This is a genomic window from Anaerofustis stercorihominis DSM 17244 (genome assembly GCF_000154825.1).
Lineage (GTDB): Bacteria > Bacillota > Clostridia > Eubacteriales > Anaerofustaceae > Anaerofustis > Anaerofustis stercorihominis.
Window position 1 is genome coordinate 593,084 of record NZ_DS560019.1, and the last position, 20,716, is coordinate 613,799.

At 30.2% G+C, this 20,716-nt stretch carries 15 protein-coding genes; 5 read left to right on the forward strand and 10 right to left on the reverse strand.

Annotation, left to right across the window (positions count from 1 at the left end; all coding sequences use genetic code 11):
* The first annotated feature begins 221 nt into the window (after positions 1-221).
* Both ANASTE_RS07545 and ANASTE_RS12295 read left to right on the forward strand, forming a co-directional pair.
* Positions 222-899 (forward strand): NAD(P)-dependent oxidoreductase, encoded by a 678-nt coding sequence (locus tag ANASTE_RS07545; protein ID WP_007050404.1) that lies wholly within the window; start codon positions 222-224, stop codon positions 897-899.
* Between the two features lie 34 nt (positions 900-933).
* Entirely contained in the window at positions 934-1,206 is a 273-nt protein-coding gene (locus ANASTE_RS12295) for an NAD(P)-dependent oxidoreductase (protein WP_007050405.1), read from the forward strand.
* A 15-nt stretch (positions 1,207-1,221) separates the two neighbouring features.
* On the opposite strand, the gene ANASTE_RS07550 is transcribed toward ANASTE_RS12295, so the two are convergent.
* The 6 genes from ANASTE_RS07550 to ANASTE_RS07575 form a co-directional block, all read right to left on the reverse strand.
* On the reverse strand, positions 1,222-1,824 hold the full coding sequence (locus ANASTE_RS07550) for a YwaF family protein (RefSeq protein WP_083781762.1): 603 nt from the start codon (positions 1,822-1,824) through the stop codon (positions 1,222-1,224).
* 175 nt (positions 1,825-1,999) lie between these two features.
* Positions 2,000-2,764: a YwaF family protein gene (locus tag ANASTE_RS07555; protein WP_007050407.1), complete on the reverse strand. Its 765-nt coding sequence runs from the start codon at positions 2,762-2,764 to the stop codon at positions 2,000-2,002.
* Positions 2,765-2,893: 129 nt separating this feature from the next.
* Entirely contained in the window at positions 2,894-4,084 is a 1,191-nt protein-coding gene (locus tag ANASTE_RS07560) for an alginate O-acetyltransferase AlgX-related protein (RefSeq protein ID WP_052294607.1), read from the reverse strand.
* A 55-nt stretch (positions 4,085-4,139) separates the two neighbouring features.
* Positions 4,140-5,234, reverse strand: a complete 1,095-nt coding sequence (locus ANASTE_RS07565) for an MBOAT family O-acyltransferase (protein WP_007050409.1) — start codon at positions 5,232-5,234, stop codon at positions 4,140-4,142.
* A 586-nt stretch (positions 5,235-5,820) separates the two neighbouring features.
* On the reverse strand, positions 5,821-7,800 hold the full coding sequence (ligA, locus tag ANASTE_RS07570; RefSeq protein ID WP_007050412.1) for an NAD-dependent DNA ligase LigA: 1,980 nt from the start codon (positions 7,798-7,800) through the stop codon (positions 5,821-5,823).
* Positions 7,801-7,810: 10 nt separating this feature from the next.
* Positions 7,811-10,003, reverse strand: a complete 2,193-nt coding sequence (locus ANASTE_RS07575) for a transglycosylase domain-containing protein (RefSeq protein ID WP_007050413.1) — start codon at positions 10,001-10,003, stop codon at positions 7,811-7,813.
* A gap of 251 nt (positions 10,004-10,254) precedes the next feature.
* On the opposite strand from ANASTE_RS07575, the gene ANASTE_RS11465 reads away from it, so the two are divergent.
* Positions 10,255-10,965: a glucosaminidase domain-containing protein gene (locus tag ANASTE_RS11465; protein ID WP_181965813.1), complete on the forward strand. Its 711-nt coding sequence runs from the start codon at positions 10,255-10,257 to the stop codon at positions 10,963-10,965.
* A gap of 146 nt (positions 10,966-11,111) precedes the next feature.
* On the opposite strand, the gene ANASTE_RS07585 is transcribed toward ANASTE_RS11465, so the two are convergent.
* A complete protein-coding gene (locus ANASTE_RS07585; RefSeq protein ID WP_039945355.1) occupies positions 11,112-12,812 on the reverse strand; it encodes a leucine-rich repeat domain-containing protein in 1,701 nt (566 codons plus the stop codon).
* 434 nt (positions 12,813-13,246) lie between these two features.
* Between ANASTE_RS07585 and ANASTE_RS07590 the strand changes: the two genes are divergently transcribed.
* Positions 13,247-13,897 carry an HAD hydrolase-like protein gene (locus ANASTE_RS07590; protein WP_007050417.1) on the forward strand — a complete coding sequence of 217 codons (651 nt, stop codon included), beginning with the start codon at positions 13,247-13,249 and terminating at the stop codon, positions 13,895-13,897.
* Between the two features lies 1 nt (position 13,898).
* The gene (locus ANASTE_RS07595) at positions 13,899-14,678 is read left to right on the forward strand and encodes an HAD-IIB family hydrolase (protein WP_039945358.1); all 780 of its coding nucleotides are present in this window, start codon (positions 13,899-13,901) and stop codon (positions 14,676-14,678) included.
* A gap of 20 nt (positions 14,679-14,698) precedes the next feature.
* Here the strand turns inward: ANASTE_RS07595 and ANASTE_RS07600 are convergent, their stop codons facing one another.
* The 3 genes from ANASTE_RS07600 to ANASTE_RS07610 all read right to left on the reverse strand — a co-directional run bounded on the left by ANASTE_RS07600 (position 14,699) and on the right by ANASTE_RS07610 (position 20,712).
* Complete coding sequence (locus tag ANASTE_RS07600) at positions 14,699-15,160, reverse strand: hypothetical protein (RefSeq protein WP_039945360.1); 462 nt, start codon at positions 15,158-15,160, stop codon at positions 14,699-14,701.
* Positions 15,161-15,381: 221 nt separating this feature from the next.
* A complete protein-coding gene (locus tag ANASTE_RS07605) occupies positions 15,382-19,554 on the reverse strand; it encodes a DUF7601 domain-containing protein (protein WP_007050420.1) in 4,173 nt (1,390 codons plus the stop codon).
* Positions 19,555-20,112: 558 nt separating this feature from the next.
* Complete coding sequence (locus ANASTE_RS07610) at positions 20,113-20,712, reverse strand: hypothetical protein (protein WP_007050421.1); 600 nt, start codon at positions 20,710-20,712, stop codon at positions 20,113-20,115.
* Positions 20,713-20,716 lie beyond the last annotated feature (4 nt).

Below are 20,716 nucleotides of genomic sequence, written 5' to 3' on the forward strand. Positions count from 1 at the left end.
TTCAACTGCCTAATCAAGGCTACGTTAACAATTATATATTGTGGTATATGGTATTGTCAAGCATAAAAAACACAATATATTGTGTTTTATCAAATTTACTTGACTTGGGAAATAATATAAGTAATTAAGAATTTTTCCTGTTATAAATTATAAATATATACTCGTATTTTAGACCTTTAATTAAAGAGAATATAAATGAAAATTCTGAGAAAAATACTTATATGGAAAAGATATGTTTTTTTAATACGAAATCTTATGATATAAAATGGTTTGATCATTATAACAAAAACTATGAAATAAAATTTTATGAAAGCAGACTCAATAAAAACTCTGCCATTTTAGCCTCCGGTTCCGGCGGCATAATTTCTTTTGTAAATGATAATTTAGATAAGGATACTATTGATATTTTATATGAATTGGGAGTTAAAGTGATAGCTCTAAGATGTGCAGGCTATAATCATGTCGATTTAAATGCGGCAAAAGACAAAATAAAAATATTGAACGTTCCTTCATATTCCCCAAGCTCCGTAGCTGAATATGCAATAGGTATGTTTTTGACACTAAACAGAAAAATACACAAAGCTTATACAAAAACAAGGGATTATAATTTTAGTTTAAACGGGATGGTTGGATTTGATTTAAAAGGAAAAACGATAGGTATAATCGGAACGGGAAAAATAGGAGAAGAACTAATAGAGATATGCAAAGGATTTAAAATGAATGTGATTGCATACGATTTATTTCCTAAGAAGGATGGCGATATACAATATGTTGATTTAAATACCCTTTTAAATAACAGTGATATAATTTCTCTTCATTGCCCTTTAACTAAAGATACAAAATATCTAATAAATAAAAAAACCCTGCAAAAAATAGAAAAAAGGAGCCTATATAATTAACACTTCGAGAGGAGAATTAATAGAAACGGATTCATTGATAAGCGCTCTTAAAGACGGTTTGATAGGAGGAGCTTGTCTTGATGTATACGAAGGTGAAAAAGATTTCTTCTATGAAGATAAGTCGGATCTAATCAAAAGAGATGACAAACTATCGGCTCTGGTATCAATGCCAAATGTTATACTTACATCTCATCAGGCTTTTTTAACAGATGAAGCTTTGAAAAATATAGCAAAAATTACTATACAAAATCTAGATGATTTTTATGGCAGAAAAAAATTAAAAAATGAAGTTAAAATAAAAGGATAGACTTTAGTCTATCCTTTAAGCTGTTTGTTCACTCTGATTTTTTGCTTTTTTTCTATATGAGACTTCCCAAGGAAGATACATCAACAGCCAAGCACTCAGTACCAAAACAATCAAAGCTATTAAATAACCTCCGCCAAAGATGTCATATAAAAACACCAACGGAGAACCTTTAGACGGTCCGTTTAAAAACATAAAATTAGTATCCCACATTTTATTTATAAAGTATATCGGTACCGCAATAACGCCGATAAGTAAAGATGTCTTAGGTAAATTTTTAAAATTAGGTTTTAATCTGCCGCTGTATAAAAGCATCGTAACAAATACAACCAGCCATGTATGTATAGTGAATGAATTGATATTCGAAAAATGCATCATCGGATACTCGGTCCAGTTGGGAAATAATAATGCAGCCAAGGCTCCGGGCAGAGACAAGGCATATAAATATTCACCATTAACTTTACCGGGTTTGTACGCATACCAAAAAGTTATAAATATTGATATCCCACATAAATGAAGAGGCAAGTGTTCTAAATTTAGGGTTCCGGCATAAAAATGAAGGATATCTTTTAATAATTCCTGAACCACAATAAGTACTGCAAAAAACTTTAAAAGTTTTATTTTGCTGTTCTGTACTTAATTTAACAAATTTTTTACACATATATATATTAAAACCAGTATAGTTAACAATAAAATCATATGTTCAATGCCATATGCATGCCATTTTAATGATAAAGGAACTATATTGGGATTAGCAAAAAAATATTTTAAAGTCATAATCATTCCTCGTTTTATTTTAAACTAACTGCTCAATTTCACTTTCTTTTTTATATTTGATTTCCCAAGGGATATACATCAATGTCCATATGATTAGTATCAGACAAATGCCCGCAAATATATAACCCGGACTTCCAAACAAATTTTCAAGAAGTACAAGCGGAGAACCCGGAGACGGGGTATTTAAAAACATAAAATTAGTACCTATAATTTTATTTAATCTAAATGCTATAAAACCTAAAGGAAACATAAACATGATACATCTATTCAAATTCTTATAATTAGGTTTTAATTTGCCGGAGTATATCAGCAACACGGGTACCATAAGAAGAAGCATATGAAATATGGTAGAATCTATATTTGTAAAAGATATCCTTGCAAAATCGGTCCAATCTGCAAATAAAAGTGCGGCAACCGCAGCAGGAAGAGAAAAAGCATATAAATATTCTTTATTTAGTTTATTTGGCTTAAATGCGTACCATAATGTCACAAATATTGAAAACCTACATAAATGAAGTGGTATATCTTCGTAAATCAAAACACCCGTCAGATAATGAACGATATTTTTAAATATCTCTTGTACTAACATAAATACTGCAATCTTCTTTATAAAACTGTCTTGTTTTTTAAGATCCCATAAAGTAAATTTTTTACACATATATATAATCAAAAAAGCTACACAAATTAAAGTTAATATATGACCTATATCAAACAATCTCCATGTAAGCTCCTTAGGAACATAGCCTCCACTGTCAGGTGACACAAAAAAATATTTAAAATCCATAATTCCCTCTTTTTATACAAATATAAACTTATTATAATATTTTTAGACTTTAAATTCCACTAAAACAAAATAAAAAGTCCCTTACCAATAAAGTAAGAGACTTTATCTAAATCATATTTTCAAATTTATTTACAAATCAAAATCAAACCATTCACTCCAAAAATTTTCACTATAGGCAATTATAACAACGTTAGGATTATATTTATTAATATAATCTATTAAATTTTCTTTATAATATCTTAAATCTATTGTTCTTAACTCTTTACATCCAAGTGCCAAATAAGGCGCCATTACACAGGAAAAAGAATCTCTTAAAAGAAGTATTTTTTTATTATTATCAGATATATTATTTTTAATAATATTTTCTTTATAATCTCCGCCTATATAAGTAGAATAGGTACTAATATTAAAATAATCCTTTTTAAGATTAGCTTTTTCTAACATTACATTTGCAAAATCTCCATTTTTATATTTTTTGCCATTTGAAGTATCAGCATAAAAATAAAAATTAGTATTAAATTTTGGTGTTATAACATTAAAATCATCAACACCAGCATATAATGTACCAACACGCTTACCTAAAGAGCCTAAAAACCAATTTTTATATTCTTTTATATTATAATTAGAAATATTATAATATTTTGCAGTATTTATTTCAAAACCATATTCTTTTCGTAGGATATCGCTTATAAAGCCAGCAGAGGCTAATCCAGCTTCTGGTTTCCAATGATGATCAGTATTAAAAAATATTTTTTTATAATTAATATTTTTTTCATGGAGTATCTTCCGAATATCAAGGACAGAAATATTTTTTTCTTCTAAATTTTTAATAAGTCTATTTGAATTATCATTTGCATATAAATGTGCACCAATAGGTGTATTATATTTATCTGTTTCATCAATTTTACAAGGAAGTTGAGTATATATTAAATTAATACTTTTTGATTTTAAATATTTTTCAAATTTTTCTATATTTCTTGATATTTTATTTATCTCATTATTATCTCTATACTCCATACTATAAATAATTTGTTCATTATTTAATTTTATTATATCGTTATATACAATAAGATCACCTGAATTATATAATATTGTGGTACCTACCACCTTTTGAAAAAGTCCATTAATATTAATCCAACTATTACGTCCATTAAAGTTATCTTGAATACTGGTCTCAATAATATCAATACTCTCTTTTAAATCTTTATTAGATAATTTGTTTTTTAAATCACTTGAACAATTTTTTATAGTTCCTATTCCACAAATACATATTATAAATAAAAAAATATATGATATAACTTTATTACTCAATTTACTCATAATCATTTTACTCCCTAAAAATTAAAATATATAAATGGATTATAGCTACCTTTAACTATAAAAGATATACAAATAATAAAATAATTAAAATGAATAATATATAAATAATATTTGTTATAATATTATTTTTTAATTTCCTTTTAGCTATTTTTAAAATTGGTGAAGATGCTATTATTCCAACAACAAAATAAATAAAAAATTGTCTGATATACGATAAAAATACATCATTAAATAATATTATATTTCCAATCCCAAACATGGACTTGATATAATTTAAAGCTACATATACATTTTCTGACCTAAAAATAACCCATCCTATAATAACAAAAAACATAGTATATATGTGCTTAATCCAATTATGTTTTTTATTTTTACAATCAATATCAAAAGATGTAAATTTCTCTATTATTAATAAAATAAAGTACATTAATCCCCATATTATAAACGTCCAATTTGCACCATGCCATATACCTGTTAGCAACCAAACAATAAATAGATTTAAAATATGTCTATATTTATTTACTCGACTTCCACCAAGCGGTATATATACATAATCTCTAAACCATGAACTAAGAGAAATATGCCATCTTCTCCAAAATTCTGTAGCGGATTTGGATATATAAGGATAATTAAAATTTTCTAAAAAATGAAATCCAAACATTTTTCCTAAGCCTATAGCCATGTCAGAATATCCACCAAAATCAAAATAAATTTGTAAGGTATAAGATATAGCACCAAGCCATGACATTAAAATGGATATTTCTTCAATAGGAGAAGAACTACTATTTATTAAATTAAAAGCTTTATCTGCAACTAATGCCATATTATTAGATATGATAACTTTTTTACCTAAACCCACAATAAATCTAACTACTCCATCAGTAAAATCATCAATATTTTCTTTTCTATTTTTGATTTCATATGATACGGTCTCGTATCTAACGATTGGACCTGCAATTAGCTGGGGAAATAAAGATATGTAAAGACCAACATTAATTAAATTACTCTGGGCTTCTCCTTTACCTCTATAGACATCTATAACATATGATATCGCTTGAAATGTAAAAAAAGAAATACCGATTGGCAGAGCTATATTAGGCACATTTAGAGATAAATCAAATATAGAATTTATATTGTTAATAGTAAACATAAGATATTTAAAAATAAAAATAATAAATAAATTACCTAATACATCAACAAAAATAAATAAGTTTTGTAAATTTTATTTATTGTCACGATATTTATTTACTAATAAACCACTTAACCAATTATAATAATGGAAAGAAGCATTATTAATACAAATTTTGGTTCTCCCCAAGCATAAAAAAATAAACTGGCTATAAATAAAAATATATTTTGTAAATTTCTTGATTTACCCAATAAAAAATAATAAACGAATAAAACGATTGGAAGAAATATAAAAATAAATATGTTACTTGAAAATAGCATTTTTATGTTCCTCTCATATAATTTTACAATTATTTAGATAAACATAAAATTATTGATAATAGGAAATATTTTATAATCTTCGATATATTTTACTAAACCTTTACTTTTAGTAACAATTTAAATTATATAAATATATGTAAAATAATTTTTTTATTGTAATATAAATTTACTTTTTTTATCAAAATAATTGTTATTTTTTTATTTTTCCCTATAATACCATTGTAGTTACTAAAAGTAAAGAAAAAGTAACAAACAAAGTCCCTTACCAATAAAGTAAGAGACTTTATCTAAATCATATTTTCAAATTCATCTTCTGAAATTATCTTAACACCGAGCTCTTTAGCTTTTTCTTCCTTACTTCCTGCATTTTCTCCCGCAAGTACGTAAGTTGTTTTTTTGCTTACGGATGAAGAGACCTTTCCTCCGTAATTCTCAATTATTTTTTTAGCTTCACTTCTTTTATACTTTGATAAAGTACCGGTCAAAACAAAGGTCATTCCCTCAAATTTCAACTCTTCATTTTCCTCGTTGATATATTCCATATTTACGCCAACAGATTTGAGTCTTTCTATTAAAGCGAGTTTAGAAGGGTTTTTAAAGAAATTAATTATTTCGGTAGCCATTTTATCACCGATTTCATTTATATCAACGATATCCTCATAAGAAGCATTGATCAAATTGTCCATAGTTTTAAATCTCTTAGCTAATAATTTAGCTCCTTGTTTACCTACTAAGTTAATAGATAATGCAAACAATAAATCCTCAAGTGAATTTTCTTTGGACTTTTCTATTGCATTTAACATATTAGAAACGGATTTCTCACCCATTTTTTCAAGGCTTTCTATATCTTTTTTCTTATCCTCTAATTTATAAATATCACTGACATCTTGTATCAAGTCTTTTTCAATCAAAGTTTCAAGGACTCTTTCGCCTAAAGTATCTATATTCATAGCCTCTCTTGAAGCAAAATGAATTATTTCCCGGGAAATCTTTGCTGGACAGTCAACATTAATGCACTTGACTGCGCTGTTACCTTCTTGTCTTACTACTTCCTTACCGCAGACAGGACAGTTTTTAGGCATTTCAAATAATTTTTCATCGCCTTTTCTATCTTCTTTTACAGAACTTATTACCTGAGGAATGATTTCTCCTGCCTTTTTTACGATTACATTATCCCCTATCCTTATATCATTATCATTTATATAATCCTCATTATGAAGAGTGGCTCTGCTTACAAACGAACCGTCTATCCTAACGCCTTCCAGGATTGCAACAGGTGTAAGAGTCCCTGTCCTGCCGACATTAACAATGATATCTGTAAGCTTTGTCTTAACTTTTGTTTCGGAAAACTTATATGCTATAGCCCATCTGGGGTTTTTATTTGTTGAACCTAATAGTTCTCTTTCTTCGAGATCATTCAACTTGATAACAGCTCCGTCAATTTCATATGGCATGGATTTTCTGCTGTCTTCTTTCTTTATAAGCTCATCAAAAATATCCTTCATATTATCAAATATTTTATATTCGCTTACTTTAAATCCTAAAGACTTTAAATAATCAAGACTTTCACTATGAGATGATAAAGTCTTTCCTTCAATATGTTCAAGATTAAATATAAAACAGTCAAGATTTCTTTTTGCAGCTATTTTTGAATCAAGCTGCCTTATGGAACCCGCTGCCATATTTCTGGGGTTTGCAAAAAGGCTAAGACCTTCTTTTTCCCTTTCTTTATTTATCTTTTCAAAATTGTCTTTATAAATAAGGACTTCGCCTCTAACCGTTAAATCAACTTCTTCATTAAGTTTCAAAGGAATAGATTTAATTGTTTTTACGTTTAGTGTTACATCTTCTCCGACTTCTCCGTCACCTCTTGTGGCTCCGACAGAGAGCAGTCCTTTTTTATAAGTAAGGACTATTGTAAGCCCATCGAATTTATTCTCCAAAGTATATACCGGATTTTCGATTTCTTTCTTTACCCTTTGGTCAAACTCCAATAGTTCATCATAAGAAAAAGCATTCGATAAGCTTAGCTGCTTATACTCATGCTTTACTTTATCAAAGGCATCAAGAGCCTTTCCCCCTACTCTATCGGTAGGGGAATATTCTTTTTTATACTGAGGATATTCTTCTTCGAGCTTAGTTAATTTCCTAATAAGCATATCGTAATCATAATCAGATATGCTTGGATTATCCTCTTCATAATATTTTCTGTTATGTTCTAATAACTCTTCGGTTAATTTTTCTATCTCTTTTTTTATATCTTCCATCTATATACCTTTAAAATATATGAAGTTTGTTACACAACTGTTTAGGTTCTTTTCCGCTGATATAATATCTTATTTCTTTGTTTTCTTTATCACATTTTTCTTTATTGAATAAAAGTCCAGTTGAAGCATCAACGGTTGCCTTAGTAACTATTCTGTCAGAATATTTATTTACATCTTCTTCGGGAATAGAAACAGTTTCAACTTCAAGCCTTGTAAAATATTCTCTATTCGTTACATCTATATTATCTTTTACAACTAATATATTTTTATACTTGATTTCTTTATCTGCTGAATTTTGTGAATTCGCAACATTTGCAATTTTACCAAAATCATCTATTTCATTGGTATTATTTACATACCTGTTATAGAAGGATGCAACACCGGATGAGCTTATTCCATATAATATTTTATTAGATGGGGTTCCGACCCAAATACTTGTAGCTAGATTACCGGTAACACCGCAGAACCAAAAGTCTTTATTATCATGTGTGGTACCTGTTTTACCAAAAGTCTCATATTGAGTCTGAGCGAGGGTACCCGTACCGTACTTAACAACACCCTTCATACATTCGACTATTGCAGAATTTGCTTCACTTGTTCTTACCCTCTTTGCAGTAGAAGGTTCTCTTTCATACAATAATTTTCCATCCTTTGTTGTGATTTTATCAACAAAGTAATAAGGATATTTTTCTCCGTCATTTGCAAAAACCGAATATGCATTGGCAAGTTCCAGCGGTTTAAAACCATAAGTAAGTCCTCCGAGAGCAAACGCGTAGTTATTATCGTTATATACAGGATCGTCTTTGACATCTACAAGTGTTGAAAAGCCGAATTCTTTTACTGCATCATAACCAGCAAGGTCTCCGTTTTCTTTAACGCCGAGTTCATCGTATAGTCTTAAACAAGCAGTATTTAATGAATTTGTTATTGCTTTTTGTATAGTTACTCTTCCATAATATTTATTCCCGTAATTCTTAGGTGAGTATCCATAAAGATTTATTGGTCCGTCCTGAACCGTTGAATATATGGTTTTGTCAGGCTGTTCCAAATATTTTGATACATATAAAGGTTTTATCGTACTTCCCGGCTGACGAGGCGTATTTGCCATATCTATGGAAGATGAACCTCCATAGTAAGCAAGGACTTTCCCGTTTGAACCGTCCACCGTTACAAATGCCATATCAGCACTGTCTTTAAGTCCGTATGCAGACATAAAACTATCTACACTTTTTACACCTGCAGTCTGAAGACTCATATTTAGAGAACAATAAATTTTTATACCGTCCTGATTTATCATCTGTTCGACTTTTTCCTGAGCCTTTTTCTTACTCATCTGATTTTTATTTGTAAAACTGTTTACAAGAACATTTTGTGCCTCGCTTAATACTCTTTGTGAGTAAGCACCGCAGCCTTTTCTTATTCTTCCGTTAAAATTCTTTTGAGAATCACTTTTTTTGATTGATATTTTTACTGCTTTCGCTTTTTCATTTTCTTCATGAGTTATATATCTGCTGTCTTCCATAGCGTCTAAAACTTCTTCTTTTCTGATTTTAGACTGCTTATATCCTGACTTAGTCGTTGGATTATATACTGTTGGAGCCTGAGGTATACCAGCTAAAAGTGCACATTCTTCAAGTGTCAAATCCTTTACGTGCTTTCCGAAAAATCTCTTTGAAGCTTCTTCTACACCGTAGGTACCCTGTCCCATAAATACATCATTCAAATAAATTTCTACTATCTCATCTTTATTAAATTCCTGCTCAAATTTAACGGCGAGAAGGATTTCTTTTATCTTTCTGGTATAGGTTCTCTCGTCAGATAAAAATAATCTTCTTACAACTTGCTGAGTTATGGTTGATGCGCCTTCATGAATTCCGTTGCCTTTAAGATTTACCGCAATGGCTCTAAAAATCCCTTTAAGGTCAAAACCATGATGTTTATAAAATCTTCTGTCTTCTATCGCAACAACGGCATGGACCAAATTTTTGGGCATATCGTCTATAGATACAAGTGTCCTGTTTTCATCATAGATCTCGCCTACCAACTTTTTATCACTTGTTAATATCTGAGTTTTCAGCTTAGGCGAATATGTATATCCGGAAATATCCGGTAAAGTCAGTGATACATACATAAATAATGTAGCACCGGCTAAAATAATTCCTATTAATAATATCCCTAATATTTTGGTTAAAGATTTTTTCAATGTACTACCTTCCGTTACAATAATATTTTTCGTTTTTATTTTATTTATATTAAAATTTACAAAAAAACTGTTTTTTTTAATTTATAATAATAATAGTATAAAAAATGTAAAAAAAGAGGCTTTTCATGAATTATTCACAAAAAATTAATAATTTTCGCTTATTTATTATATCTATTATCATAACTTTATTAATATTACCATGTTTTCCATCGTTAGTAAATGGAAAGGATGAAAAAAAACTTACGAAAATAATGGGAGAAAACTCCCTTTGTACAGCCGAACAAATGTATACATATCTAATAAAAAACAATAAACCGAACACCAAAAATTCAATCACTAAAAAGTATGCTTTGAGCTTTGTCAAAACAACCATCAAAGAAGCAAAAAAAGAAGGAGTAAGACCTGATATCGCATTCTCAGTAATGATGCACGAAACCGGATGCTTAAACTACGGAGGAGATGTAACGAAAGAACAAAATAACTTTGCAGGACTTGGAACCACCGGAGGAGGAGTAAAAGGTGCAAAATTCAAAACAATGACAATAGGTATAAGAGCAGTTATCCAGCACTTAAAATGTTATGCCTCAAAAGAACCCTTAAAAGGTAAATGTGTAGACCCGAGGTGGAATGATTCTTTAAGAGGAAAAGCTATGTATGTTGAATATTTGGGCTATGCGGACAATCCATATAAAAAAGGCTGGGCATATCCGGGAAAAGGGTATGGTAAAAAAATATTAACTCACTTAAATAAAATAAATAAGATAGGTAAAAAAGGAAATACTGATGAGGACAGCTCAAAAGATAATGATGAAAAAATCATTTTAAAAAGAGAAAAAAAAGACCAAGTTGTGAATACGACACTTTCCGTAGGATTTAATGTTTTATTAATATACCTTATGTTATTGATACTTCATAAAATAAATAAAAGTGAAAAAAAATATAATAAATATAAAAGAAAATAACTTTTTTATTAAAATGCAAAATACTTAATGCTGCTTTTAATAATCAATTTCCTTAAGACTGAACTAATATAAATTTTTTTATAAATTTCAGTCCAATCCGAGAAAGCCCCATCGGGGAAGGGGCTTTTTTAAATAGGAGTTTCAAATCAACTTATCTTTTTTATTTTGAAGATAGTACCGCCAACTCCTGCTACTGCAAATATAGCTATTAAGCCATAAAATATAGAGTTTGAGCTGTCAGAAGTATCCGGTGAATCTGTTTTTGTTTTACTGTTTGTTTTAGTTACAGTACTGCCATCGGATACAGAGTTTTTGCCTGTTTCTGTTTTTGTAAGCTTCGGTATCAATACATAGGAATTCATATCTTTTACTCCGCATACACTGCATTCAAGATGCTTCTTTCCTTCTTTTTCATATGTAGCCTTTTCGTCTATCACTTCTTTATTAAACTTATGTCCCAAACTAGGTATCTCTTTTTCAGAGGTATTATCCTTTAAACCACAGTATTTACATTTCATATATTTCAAGCCCTTTTCAGTACAGTTCGCAGCTTTTTCTGTTACTTCTACGCTGTAATCATGTACTCCTGTTTCCGAGATCTCGATAGGCTCAATAAATACATCTTTGCAAGTATCACATATAAAAGCTTTAGTGCCTTTTGCTGTACAGGTAGGTTCTTTGGTAGTCTTCCAGCTGCAGTCATGGAACCCCGTAGCAGGAAGGACAATGGTAGTTTCCGGTACACCGGTATTTCCGCAGTCACAATCCCCGGATGCATAAGTAACGCTTCCGTCGGTTCCGCAGGTAGGTTCGGTTCTTGAAATAACAGTATTTCCATGGCACACGCCCTCGGTAGAAAAGCTAACGCCTCCATAAGATGATTTATTCTTTTCAAAATTTTCATACACCTTTGACTTAGCGGCGGTAGAACCCTTATGTCCGTAAACCGTACCGCTGGTAACGTTGGCAAGCGGAGTCCTGAAATCAATATCCAATGAAAGAGAATGAATGATCAGCTTTGCTCCGGAACTGTTAAGATGACCATAAATAAATTCCCTATCTACGGATGTTACGCTTTCCGGAAGTTCAACTTCTTCTATTGTATTCATAAAATTAGTGAAACTCTGCTTTCCTATGCTTTCTACCCCTTCGAGAACTCTAACCCTTTTTAAATTTTCAGTTCTAAACACACCCTCTCCGAGAGTCTTTATATTGCCCGGTACAACAATATCAGGTATATCACAAAGATAAAATGCACTATCAGGCATTTCGCTAAGGTTTCTGGAAAATCTTAGTTTTTTGACATTATGACAACTTGAAAATGCTCCGGCGCCTATGGATGTAACAGAATCAGGAATATATATACTCTTTAATTTACTATTTTGATAAAATGCATACTCTCCTATGGAAGTTATCGTATCGGGTATGATTATATATGTACACTGAGTACCTCTATTACCCGTAGGATCAAAAACATAAAATGCACTATCCTCTAGACTGGTGACGGTATATTGGATACCGTTATACTCGACGCTTGAAGGTATCTCATACATACCGCTAAGTTCCGTGATATTATCCTTGGGAGTATTCTTTAATGCAAAAGATACTTCATTGGGCGAAGTTTTCGTTACTTTATATGTAATCGTAAAAGTCTTATCTCCCTGCTCAAAAGTATCCTCAAAGGTATCTCCCACACCGAGAGTACTCTTTAGCTCAGCCGATGTTTTTTTGTTCGTCGCTCCTCCCGATATTTCATTATCATTGCCCGCTGCAAACACCGATGTGAACGCCGATGAAATCATCAAACATGACAATAAAATACTCAACATCATTCTTCTTCTATTCATTTTTAACCTCTCTAATTAAATATATTTCGACATTTTATAATTGTTACAATAAGCGTAAATTTTGTAACAATTATGATATACTTAACTAGTATCAATAGTTTATAAGAAATGACATAAATATAACACATACATTCAAGCTACATGTAATATTTATGTCTTTTTTCAAGTTTTATACTATAGTTACAAAAAGTACACTTTTTTTTAAAAAATTATAATCAAAAATGTAAAATAAAATCATAATTGATCCTTTTATATAAATAAGGGGCGCGGAATCTGCCGAAGGCAGGCGTAGTGCCCCGAAATACATAATTAATAAAATTGTAATTTCCTAAATAATAAAATTTCTTTATAGTCACTTTTGAAAAGTAAGTATTTTTAAATTGAATTATTTATCTCATTATATTAATATATACTTATTGAAAGAGAGGCTTTATATGAAATACAATACTGTAATTTTTGATTTTGACGGAGTAATAGTTGATTCCTGGCTGGGTATAGCCAAAGGATTTGTAAAGTGCCTTGGAGAATATGGGATAGTAGAAACGATCGAAAATGTAAAAAAAATGATTGGTCCTCCTTTTGCACACTTAATTGTGGATAAGTATGGTTTTTCTAGAGAAGAAGGTGCAAAAGCCATAATGATACATAGAAAATACGTAAGAGAAAAAGGAGTATATGAAGCAAATTTATTTGAAGGAGTATATGAACTTTTAGAAACATTATATAACAAAGGGATTACTCTTGCCATTGCTTCAAATAAACCTCTGGAAAATGTTGCATGTCAGGCTGAATATTTTAAAATCGATAAATTCTTCGAATTTATTAACGGACAGGATGATTTGCAAACAAGAGGAAACAAAGCCGATTTGGTAAGAGAAACAATGAAAGTATTAAATATAGATGATCCCCATAAAGTACTGATGATAGGGGATAAACCAACGGATATAGAAGGCGGACACGAAAATGGTTTGGATGCCGTAATGGTAAGATACGGATATGGGAATGAAGAAGAAATCAAAGGCTGCAATGCAGATTATTATATCGAAAGACCACTTGATTTATTAAATATAGTACTTGGAGATTAAAATGGTAAAATTACTCGCACTTGATCTTGATAAAACACTTATAAGAGATAATAATACTATATCCGATACAGATAAAAAAGCGATCCAAAAATGTATTGACAGAGGAATAATAGTGAGTATCATATCGGGACGAAACGATGCATCTATAAAACCCATCGCTCAAGAGCTAAAAATCATTAAAAACAAGCATATAGGTGTAAACGGAGCCTTACTCCTCGATTTCATAAACGGACATGAAGAGCTTATTACTATAGATAATGATATATACGATTATTTAGTAGAAAAATTCAGCGAAGATGACAGAGATTTTATGCCTCTAAACAGAGAGGGGTATTTTTATAAAAATGAAGGTCATCTCCTTGATGATGTACGAACTTGGATAGATGATGAAGGACTTATAAAGGGAGATTTGGCTTCCCTTAAAGACTGCTATAGGATATCGGTTCATTTTGAGGATAAAGAGGATCTTGAATATTTAAAAAGCTATTTACCAAAAAGCATTTACGGAACGGTCGATAGAAACGTATACGATATAAGACCGACGAAAGTAAATAAATTTACCGGTCTTGAAGCACTAATGAAACACTATGATATCAATAAAAATGAAGTGGCTACCATAGGGGATCAGGCAAGTGATATAGAGCTTCTTGAAAATACAAAATATTCTTTTGCGGTACAAAATGCAGATGAATTCACAAAGAAAGCAGCTAATTATGTACTTAAAAAGACTAACAATGAAAATGCGGTAGCGGAAATGATAAATGAATACTTATTAAAATAAAAACACCCATAAGGGTGTTTTTATTCGTTTATTCTATTATTTACTCTTACTACAGCAAAGCGACTGATAGGTCCCGCAAAAATAATATTTATAAAAAACGCCGCACAAAAGTTCCTCGGCCATATCAAAAAATAATCACTTAAAACATCACCAATATATTCTCCTGCAATCATTGCGCCTGCTACGGTCATGATAAGCGACATTGCTGTAACAATAAAAATCGCATTAAATAACATAAATTCACACTCGCTTTCTTCTTCACTTAAGAAAAAATTTATGCATTTATCTTTTAGTTTCCCTACCGCAAAATTTTGAATAAGATATGCAGCTAAAAATACAAAAGGTAAAGTCCTAAAACTCAACAAAAATGCATTGAAGCTGATTTCACCCATATTTATAAACGTCTCCAATAAATTCATCATAAATACCATGACAAAACACATGGTAAGACCATATATCAAACTCGTTTTTTTGCTTTCCAAATTCTCACCTCCGAATAAAAAAATAACGCGCTGCTTTAAACTGGATTTACGCCATAAAGCCACGCGTTTTTATTATTATATCATATTTTAAACTTTAGTGTAATATTAAAATTTAATTCAATATAATAAAGTTTAAAATACTAAAAATGTTTACTTTATTTATTTAACTACATAAATTATTAAAATAAAACAGTAATTTAATTTCTAATAATTAATGTTATTTAAATTTTTCTATCATTTTTTAAATATAAAACAATAAGCAATAATATTATTATTGATACAACAAAAGTAAACATCCATTGCTCAATATTAGATATGTCCTTAGTTTCCGGATTTGAAGTTAAATTTCTTTTAACATCTGATGGATTTGATATATTTGATCTACCTGGAGATTTTACTTTGTCTTTTAAAGTATTTATTATAACAAATCCTTTATCAACATCACCTGTTATATTAGTTTTATATCCATCAACACCTGCTTCTTCAATATAATAATTTATTTCCTTTCCATCTTTATATTTGGGAAGCGGCTTTGATTCAAACACCAAATCCGATTCATCCCACACACCATCTTTTGCTGATTTCAATATTATTGTCTCAACAATATTAGAACCATCTTTAATATGTATTTTTATAGAATTTGGTCTTATATTATTTTTATTGTTATTATCTTTCCATATTTTTGAACCCTTAATATGAGTTACTAAAGTATTTGTATTAATAAAATCTGCAGCACATGTTGTATTCTCATTAATAATCCCTTGCTGCACCTCACCAGGAATAGCATACCAATTATTTACAGCTTTCTCGGTAACTTTATATTTAGTCCCTTTTGGAATACCAAGAATCGTTATACTTTCGTCATGATGAAGAATCAGCTTATCACCACTTCTAATATATCCCGACTTATCTGTACCAAAGAAATAATAATCTCCGGGCAAGTCTTTACCAAATGGATCTTTAAGCTCCAAAGTAAATTCAAAATAACGCTTATAATCATTTTCTGTTAAATTTTTACCAATAACACGTTTACTAACTTTTAATTTTCCTTTTTCAACATCTTTATCGTTTTTATCTGTCACTACGACAATATTTATTAAGCTAAATAATCCCGTAATATCTTCATCTATTTTTTCTTTATTTGCACTATTATTAACAGTATTACCATAAAAAGGTTTTACTAAAGCTTGATAATTCTGTTTGACACGAGTTCGAATAAAACCTTTATCTGTTACAAAAAATGGATAAAAATTTTTACCTCCGTCTTCATCATGCAAACCATAACTAATAACTGCATTCATATCATAATGAAGGTTCATACTTTGATTAATATTATCTGTATCTTCCAAAATAATATCTTTCCATCCATTAATATCAAACTTTCCACTTTTTTGATATTGTGCATAAGCAGTAATATCTCGAAGTGTTATATTAACTGTTTCATCTGATGCATATTTAACCATATTTTGAGTTAATTTACCAACACCTGCCATAACAGTAATGCCATCATCACTGGATCCTGCATCAGCATAAATAGAATAAATGCCGACTACCACCGGGATTTTTTTATTATTAACCTCATAACCTTTAGGAGCTTTTACTTCTTTTAAATAATACCGATCACAAGAAGTTCTTGCCCATTCAATCTTCGCATACCCTTCTTTCACAGTAGCATCATCCTTCATTGGAACCGACGGCTTAAATATTAGCACACCATCTTTACCATCTACATTAGCTGTAATACCACTGGCGGCAACTTTATCATTATCCATTCTAACAAGCTGAAACTCCGCTCCATTAACAGCTATGCCATTTTGATCAACTTTCCAAACACGTAGCTCTCGTTGCTCATTCGGAATATATATAAGAGAACTAAACCTACGAGTAAACTGATCTACATTCATTAAACTGAAACCACGTTGGTCATATCCGTTATCTTGATCATATACTTGACCATTAGACGGTATTTGATAAACTTCTTTAGCTATATCATTTATGGTTTTTCCATTATTTAGCTGATATCTAATATACTTACCCAATTCATCATAGCGCTCTTTCGAACTTTTTGCTTTTATATTTAATTTTTCAAATACTGATGAATTGATAATGGCATAAACCATTTTCATATCACCTTTTGCATTATTTAACTGATATCTATCGGCTCTTCCCGGTAAATCAAACAAATTACCATTAAGTCTATCTGTTAACTCATCCCATTCCAAATACCAATGCGGAGTATTTAAATCATTGTCAGCACATTGAGTTAATGAAGCAATTAAGACTGCAAATCGCCAACTCAGTGCGGATCTATCCTCCGGAGTAACCTTATTAAAGCCCTTTGTATTACTACCGTATAATGCTGTCCATTTTAAACTTTCTTGTTCATATAGCATAGGAATAGCAACTACAAGTCCATTTTCCTGTTCATCCAAACTTATTTTTGTATCGCTAGCATTAATATCTCCGGAACCGGTATCAAATTTTCCATACGTAACATTACTATTTCCTTGAATTGTAGAAGCAAAGCTTGCATAGGCACCTGTAGCCCACTTGTTATTAACAATTAACATATTATTATTATAATCATACTCTAAAACAATATCCACAGGAAGTGTTCTATAACCAACCGGAGTCTTTGTTTCTTTTAAAATATAATACTTAATATTGTTATTATGATACCGATCAGTAAAGTTAAAAGGACGTTCGTTTATATCAGTTTCTTCCGGTTCTATAAACTCAGCTAAACCGTTCTCATCTGTTTTTAAATGAGCTAGAACACCATTTTTAATCTCATATTTACCATTATTATTTTTTATAGGTAATCCTTTGCTATTTAAAGATGCTTCATATAATTCAAATTCTACATCTTTTAAAGGATTACCTTCCTGATCAACTTTTTTAATTTGATGATGTAATGCAGGTACTAAATTAAAACGTAAATCAATACTTGAATCATAATTACCACGCTCTAAATAAAACATTTTTAAAACATGGTTTGTATTACTTGCGAAAGTATTTCCGGACCAATCAACACTATCTTCTTTTCCTGCATCTTTAAATAATTGCCTTAATGTAGTTTTTGTTACTAATCCGGATGTATTCTCAGGATTATCATGATCGTAATTAGGAATACCTTTTGTATCAAAACTACGACCAATTATAACATCTCCGCTAGCAAAATCAATTACTCCGTAAATTTCACTATGTACTCCACCTAAGTCTAAAACCAACACATCATCAATATATACCCATACATCATCGTCTCCGGAAAATTGGAAAGTCATAGGTTGTTTCCCCGATATCCCTTGATTGACTAATCCACTAGATGGCTGTCTAAAATCAACATCAACTGTCATACCTAAATGATGATTCATTGTATTTCCCGAGCATGCGACACTACTCGTTAATTCATTATTACTATTTACTCCATCGAATACTTCTTTACCTGTATTAAAAGGAAAAAAATTACCTACGCTATTCTCAGCATCCGTTCTCACTGTTGCAGGTGCATCATAAAGCTTAAAATTTCCGTCACTCTTTATTTCACTTCTATCATTATCATCTCTTGTCGAAGTATTCTTTTCAAATTCAGCAAAGTTTTCTCTCATATTATAATAATAGTACCCTTCGCCATCAACTTGAAATAAACCAGTTACATTTTCATAACTCTTTTTATAACCATTATTTTTTTGAAGATCAAATAAGTAATCCAAAGATTCCTTTCCTTTTTCTAATGTTTGACTAGATGCCTTCTCCCAATTATTTATAACTGTCTCACTTATATTCTGAACCCCTTCTTCTTTATAATCCTCATAAGAAGTAACTCCACTTTGATGAGTACCTGCGTATTTATATTCTGTAATATCCTCCCAGTTTCTTTCATCTTTATTCCCGGTCAATTTTTTTCGAGCTGCATTTGTATTAATAACAGGGTAACCATCTACAAGAGTTGATTTGACTATTCCTTCCATACCAGCATATTTTTTACCGTATGCTGTATTTTCACCAGCTCCTTTATTCCAAAGCCCCGCATGTACAACACCATCCCCAAATATTAAAAGGTGATTACTATTAATACCTTTATTCCAATTATCAGGTCCCGAATAAAGACCCGTTGTACCCCATGGACCTGGGTATTGCCTAGGGTGTGCTTCATTCTCTTTTGAAAGTATATCACCTTTTGTCGGATTTTCTGTTTCTACCCAATAATCAAATAGATTTATTTTTACGCCGTCAGGATTTACTCCTTTAACAATATGCTGATTTAAAACATCATCAGAAAGCGGAGTGCTTGCATTAACAGTAAGAACAGGTATCCATATAGATGCTATAACAAATAAAAATATTAAAAATACTTTCCTTCTTATATTTAATTTTTTATTATATAATTTCATACAATATCATCCTTTTTATTAATAAAATTTTATTTTTTTATAATGTATATATCAAACATCATAAATGCATATTACAAAAAGTATACATTTTGTATACATTTTGTAAAAACTTAATACATTCACTAAAATATTATTTGATTACTCGTTATATCTAAATATAAATACAATTTGATACAAATATCAATTTAATATGTATTAATAAAAGACGTTACAAAATGTATATTTTTTGTAACGTCTTGTTAAAAATAATATTTAAATGTTTTTTCCATTATAGCAAATACAATTTATAACAAACAATACCCATCTGTTAAGGTCAGTATATAGCTATATTATATTTATATGGTTAAAAACAAATTAAAAAGTTAAAGAATAAAATATTATAAACAAAAAAATAAATAACACCCCAAATAATATTAGGGTGTTATTTACATTTATAATATTTTCTTTAAAAACCGTCTAAATCAATTAGATACTCAGCACATTTTACAACATAATGATTACATTTTATAATCACTATATACAAAAATACAACATCACTATTGTTTTCTTGTTAATATTTTATTCGTCATAAGAACCATATTCGAATTCAAAATCATCATCATAATTGATTTCATTCTTAACAGGAACTTCTCTTTTCCTTTTTATATTATTCATGGATCTGGAAACCACATTTACATTTTTCTTTTGCTTTGGTTTACTTATTTTTTTCTCGCTTCTTCTAACAGGTTCAGGGTAATCTTCATCAACACTTGTTCTGATTTGCTGAGTTAAGGACGACGCCTTTTCGAAATGAAGTGCTTCTCCCTCTTCATCCTCTACATCCAGAAGTGAAGAACTGTAATCCTCCTTAATATCATCATAAGTACTTACCCTGGGTTTAATAGGTTCCGGTTCATATTCTTCGTAATAATCCACAGGTTTATTGATTTCTTTTCTTATTTCTTCAATAGGACTGGTATCTTCTTCTTCATAATATATTTCTTCTTCAAGCTGATCTTTTGTATATTTTGTAAAGAAAAACAGTCCCGCAAATATAATAAGAGCAACAAGAATAAGGAATACATTACCTAAGATGTAAAGTACTCCGGAAACCAACATCGTACCCGCTAGAGGAACCAGCACTCTTAAAATAAAGTCCTTTTCAAAAATATCTCTCATTTAT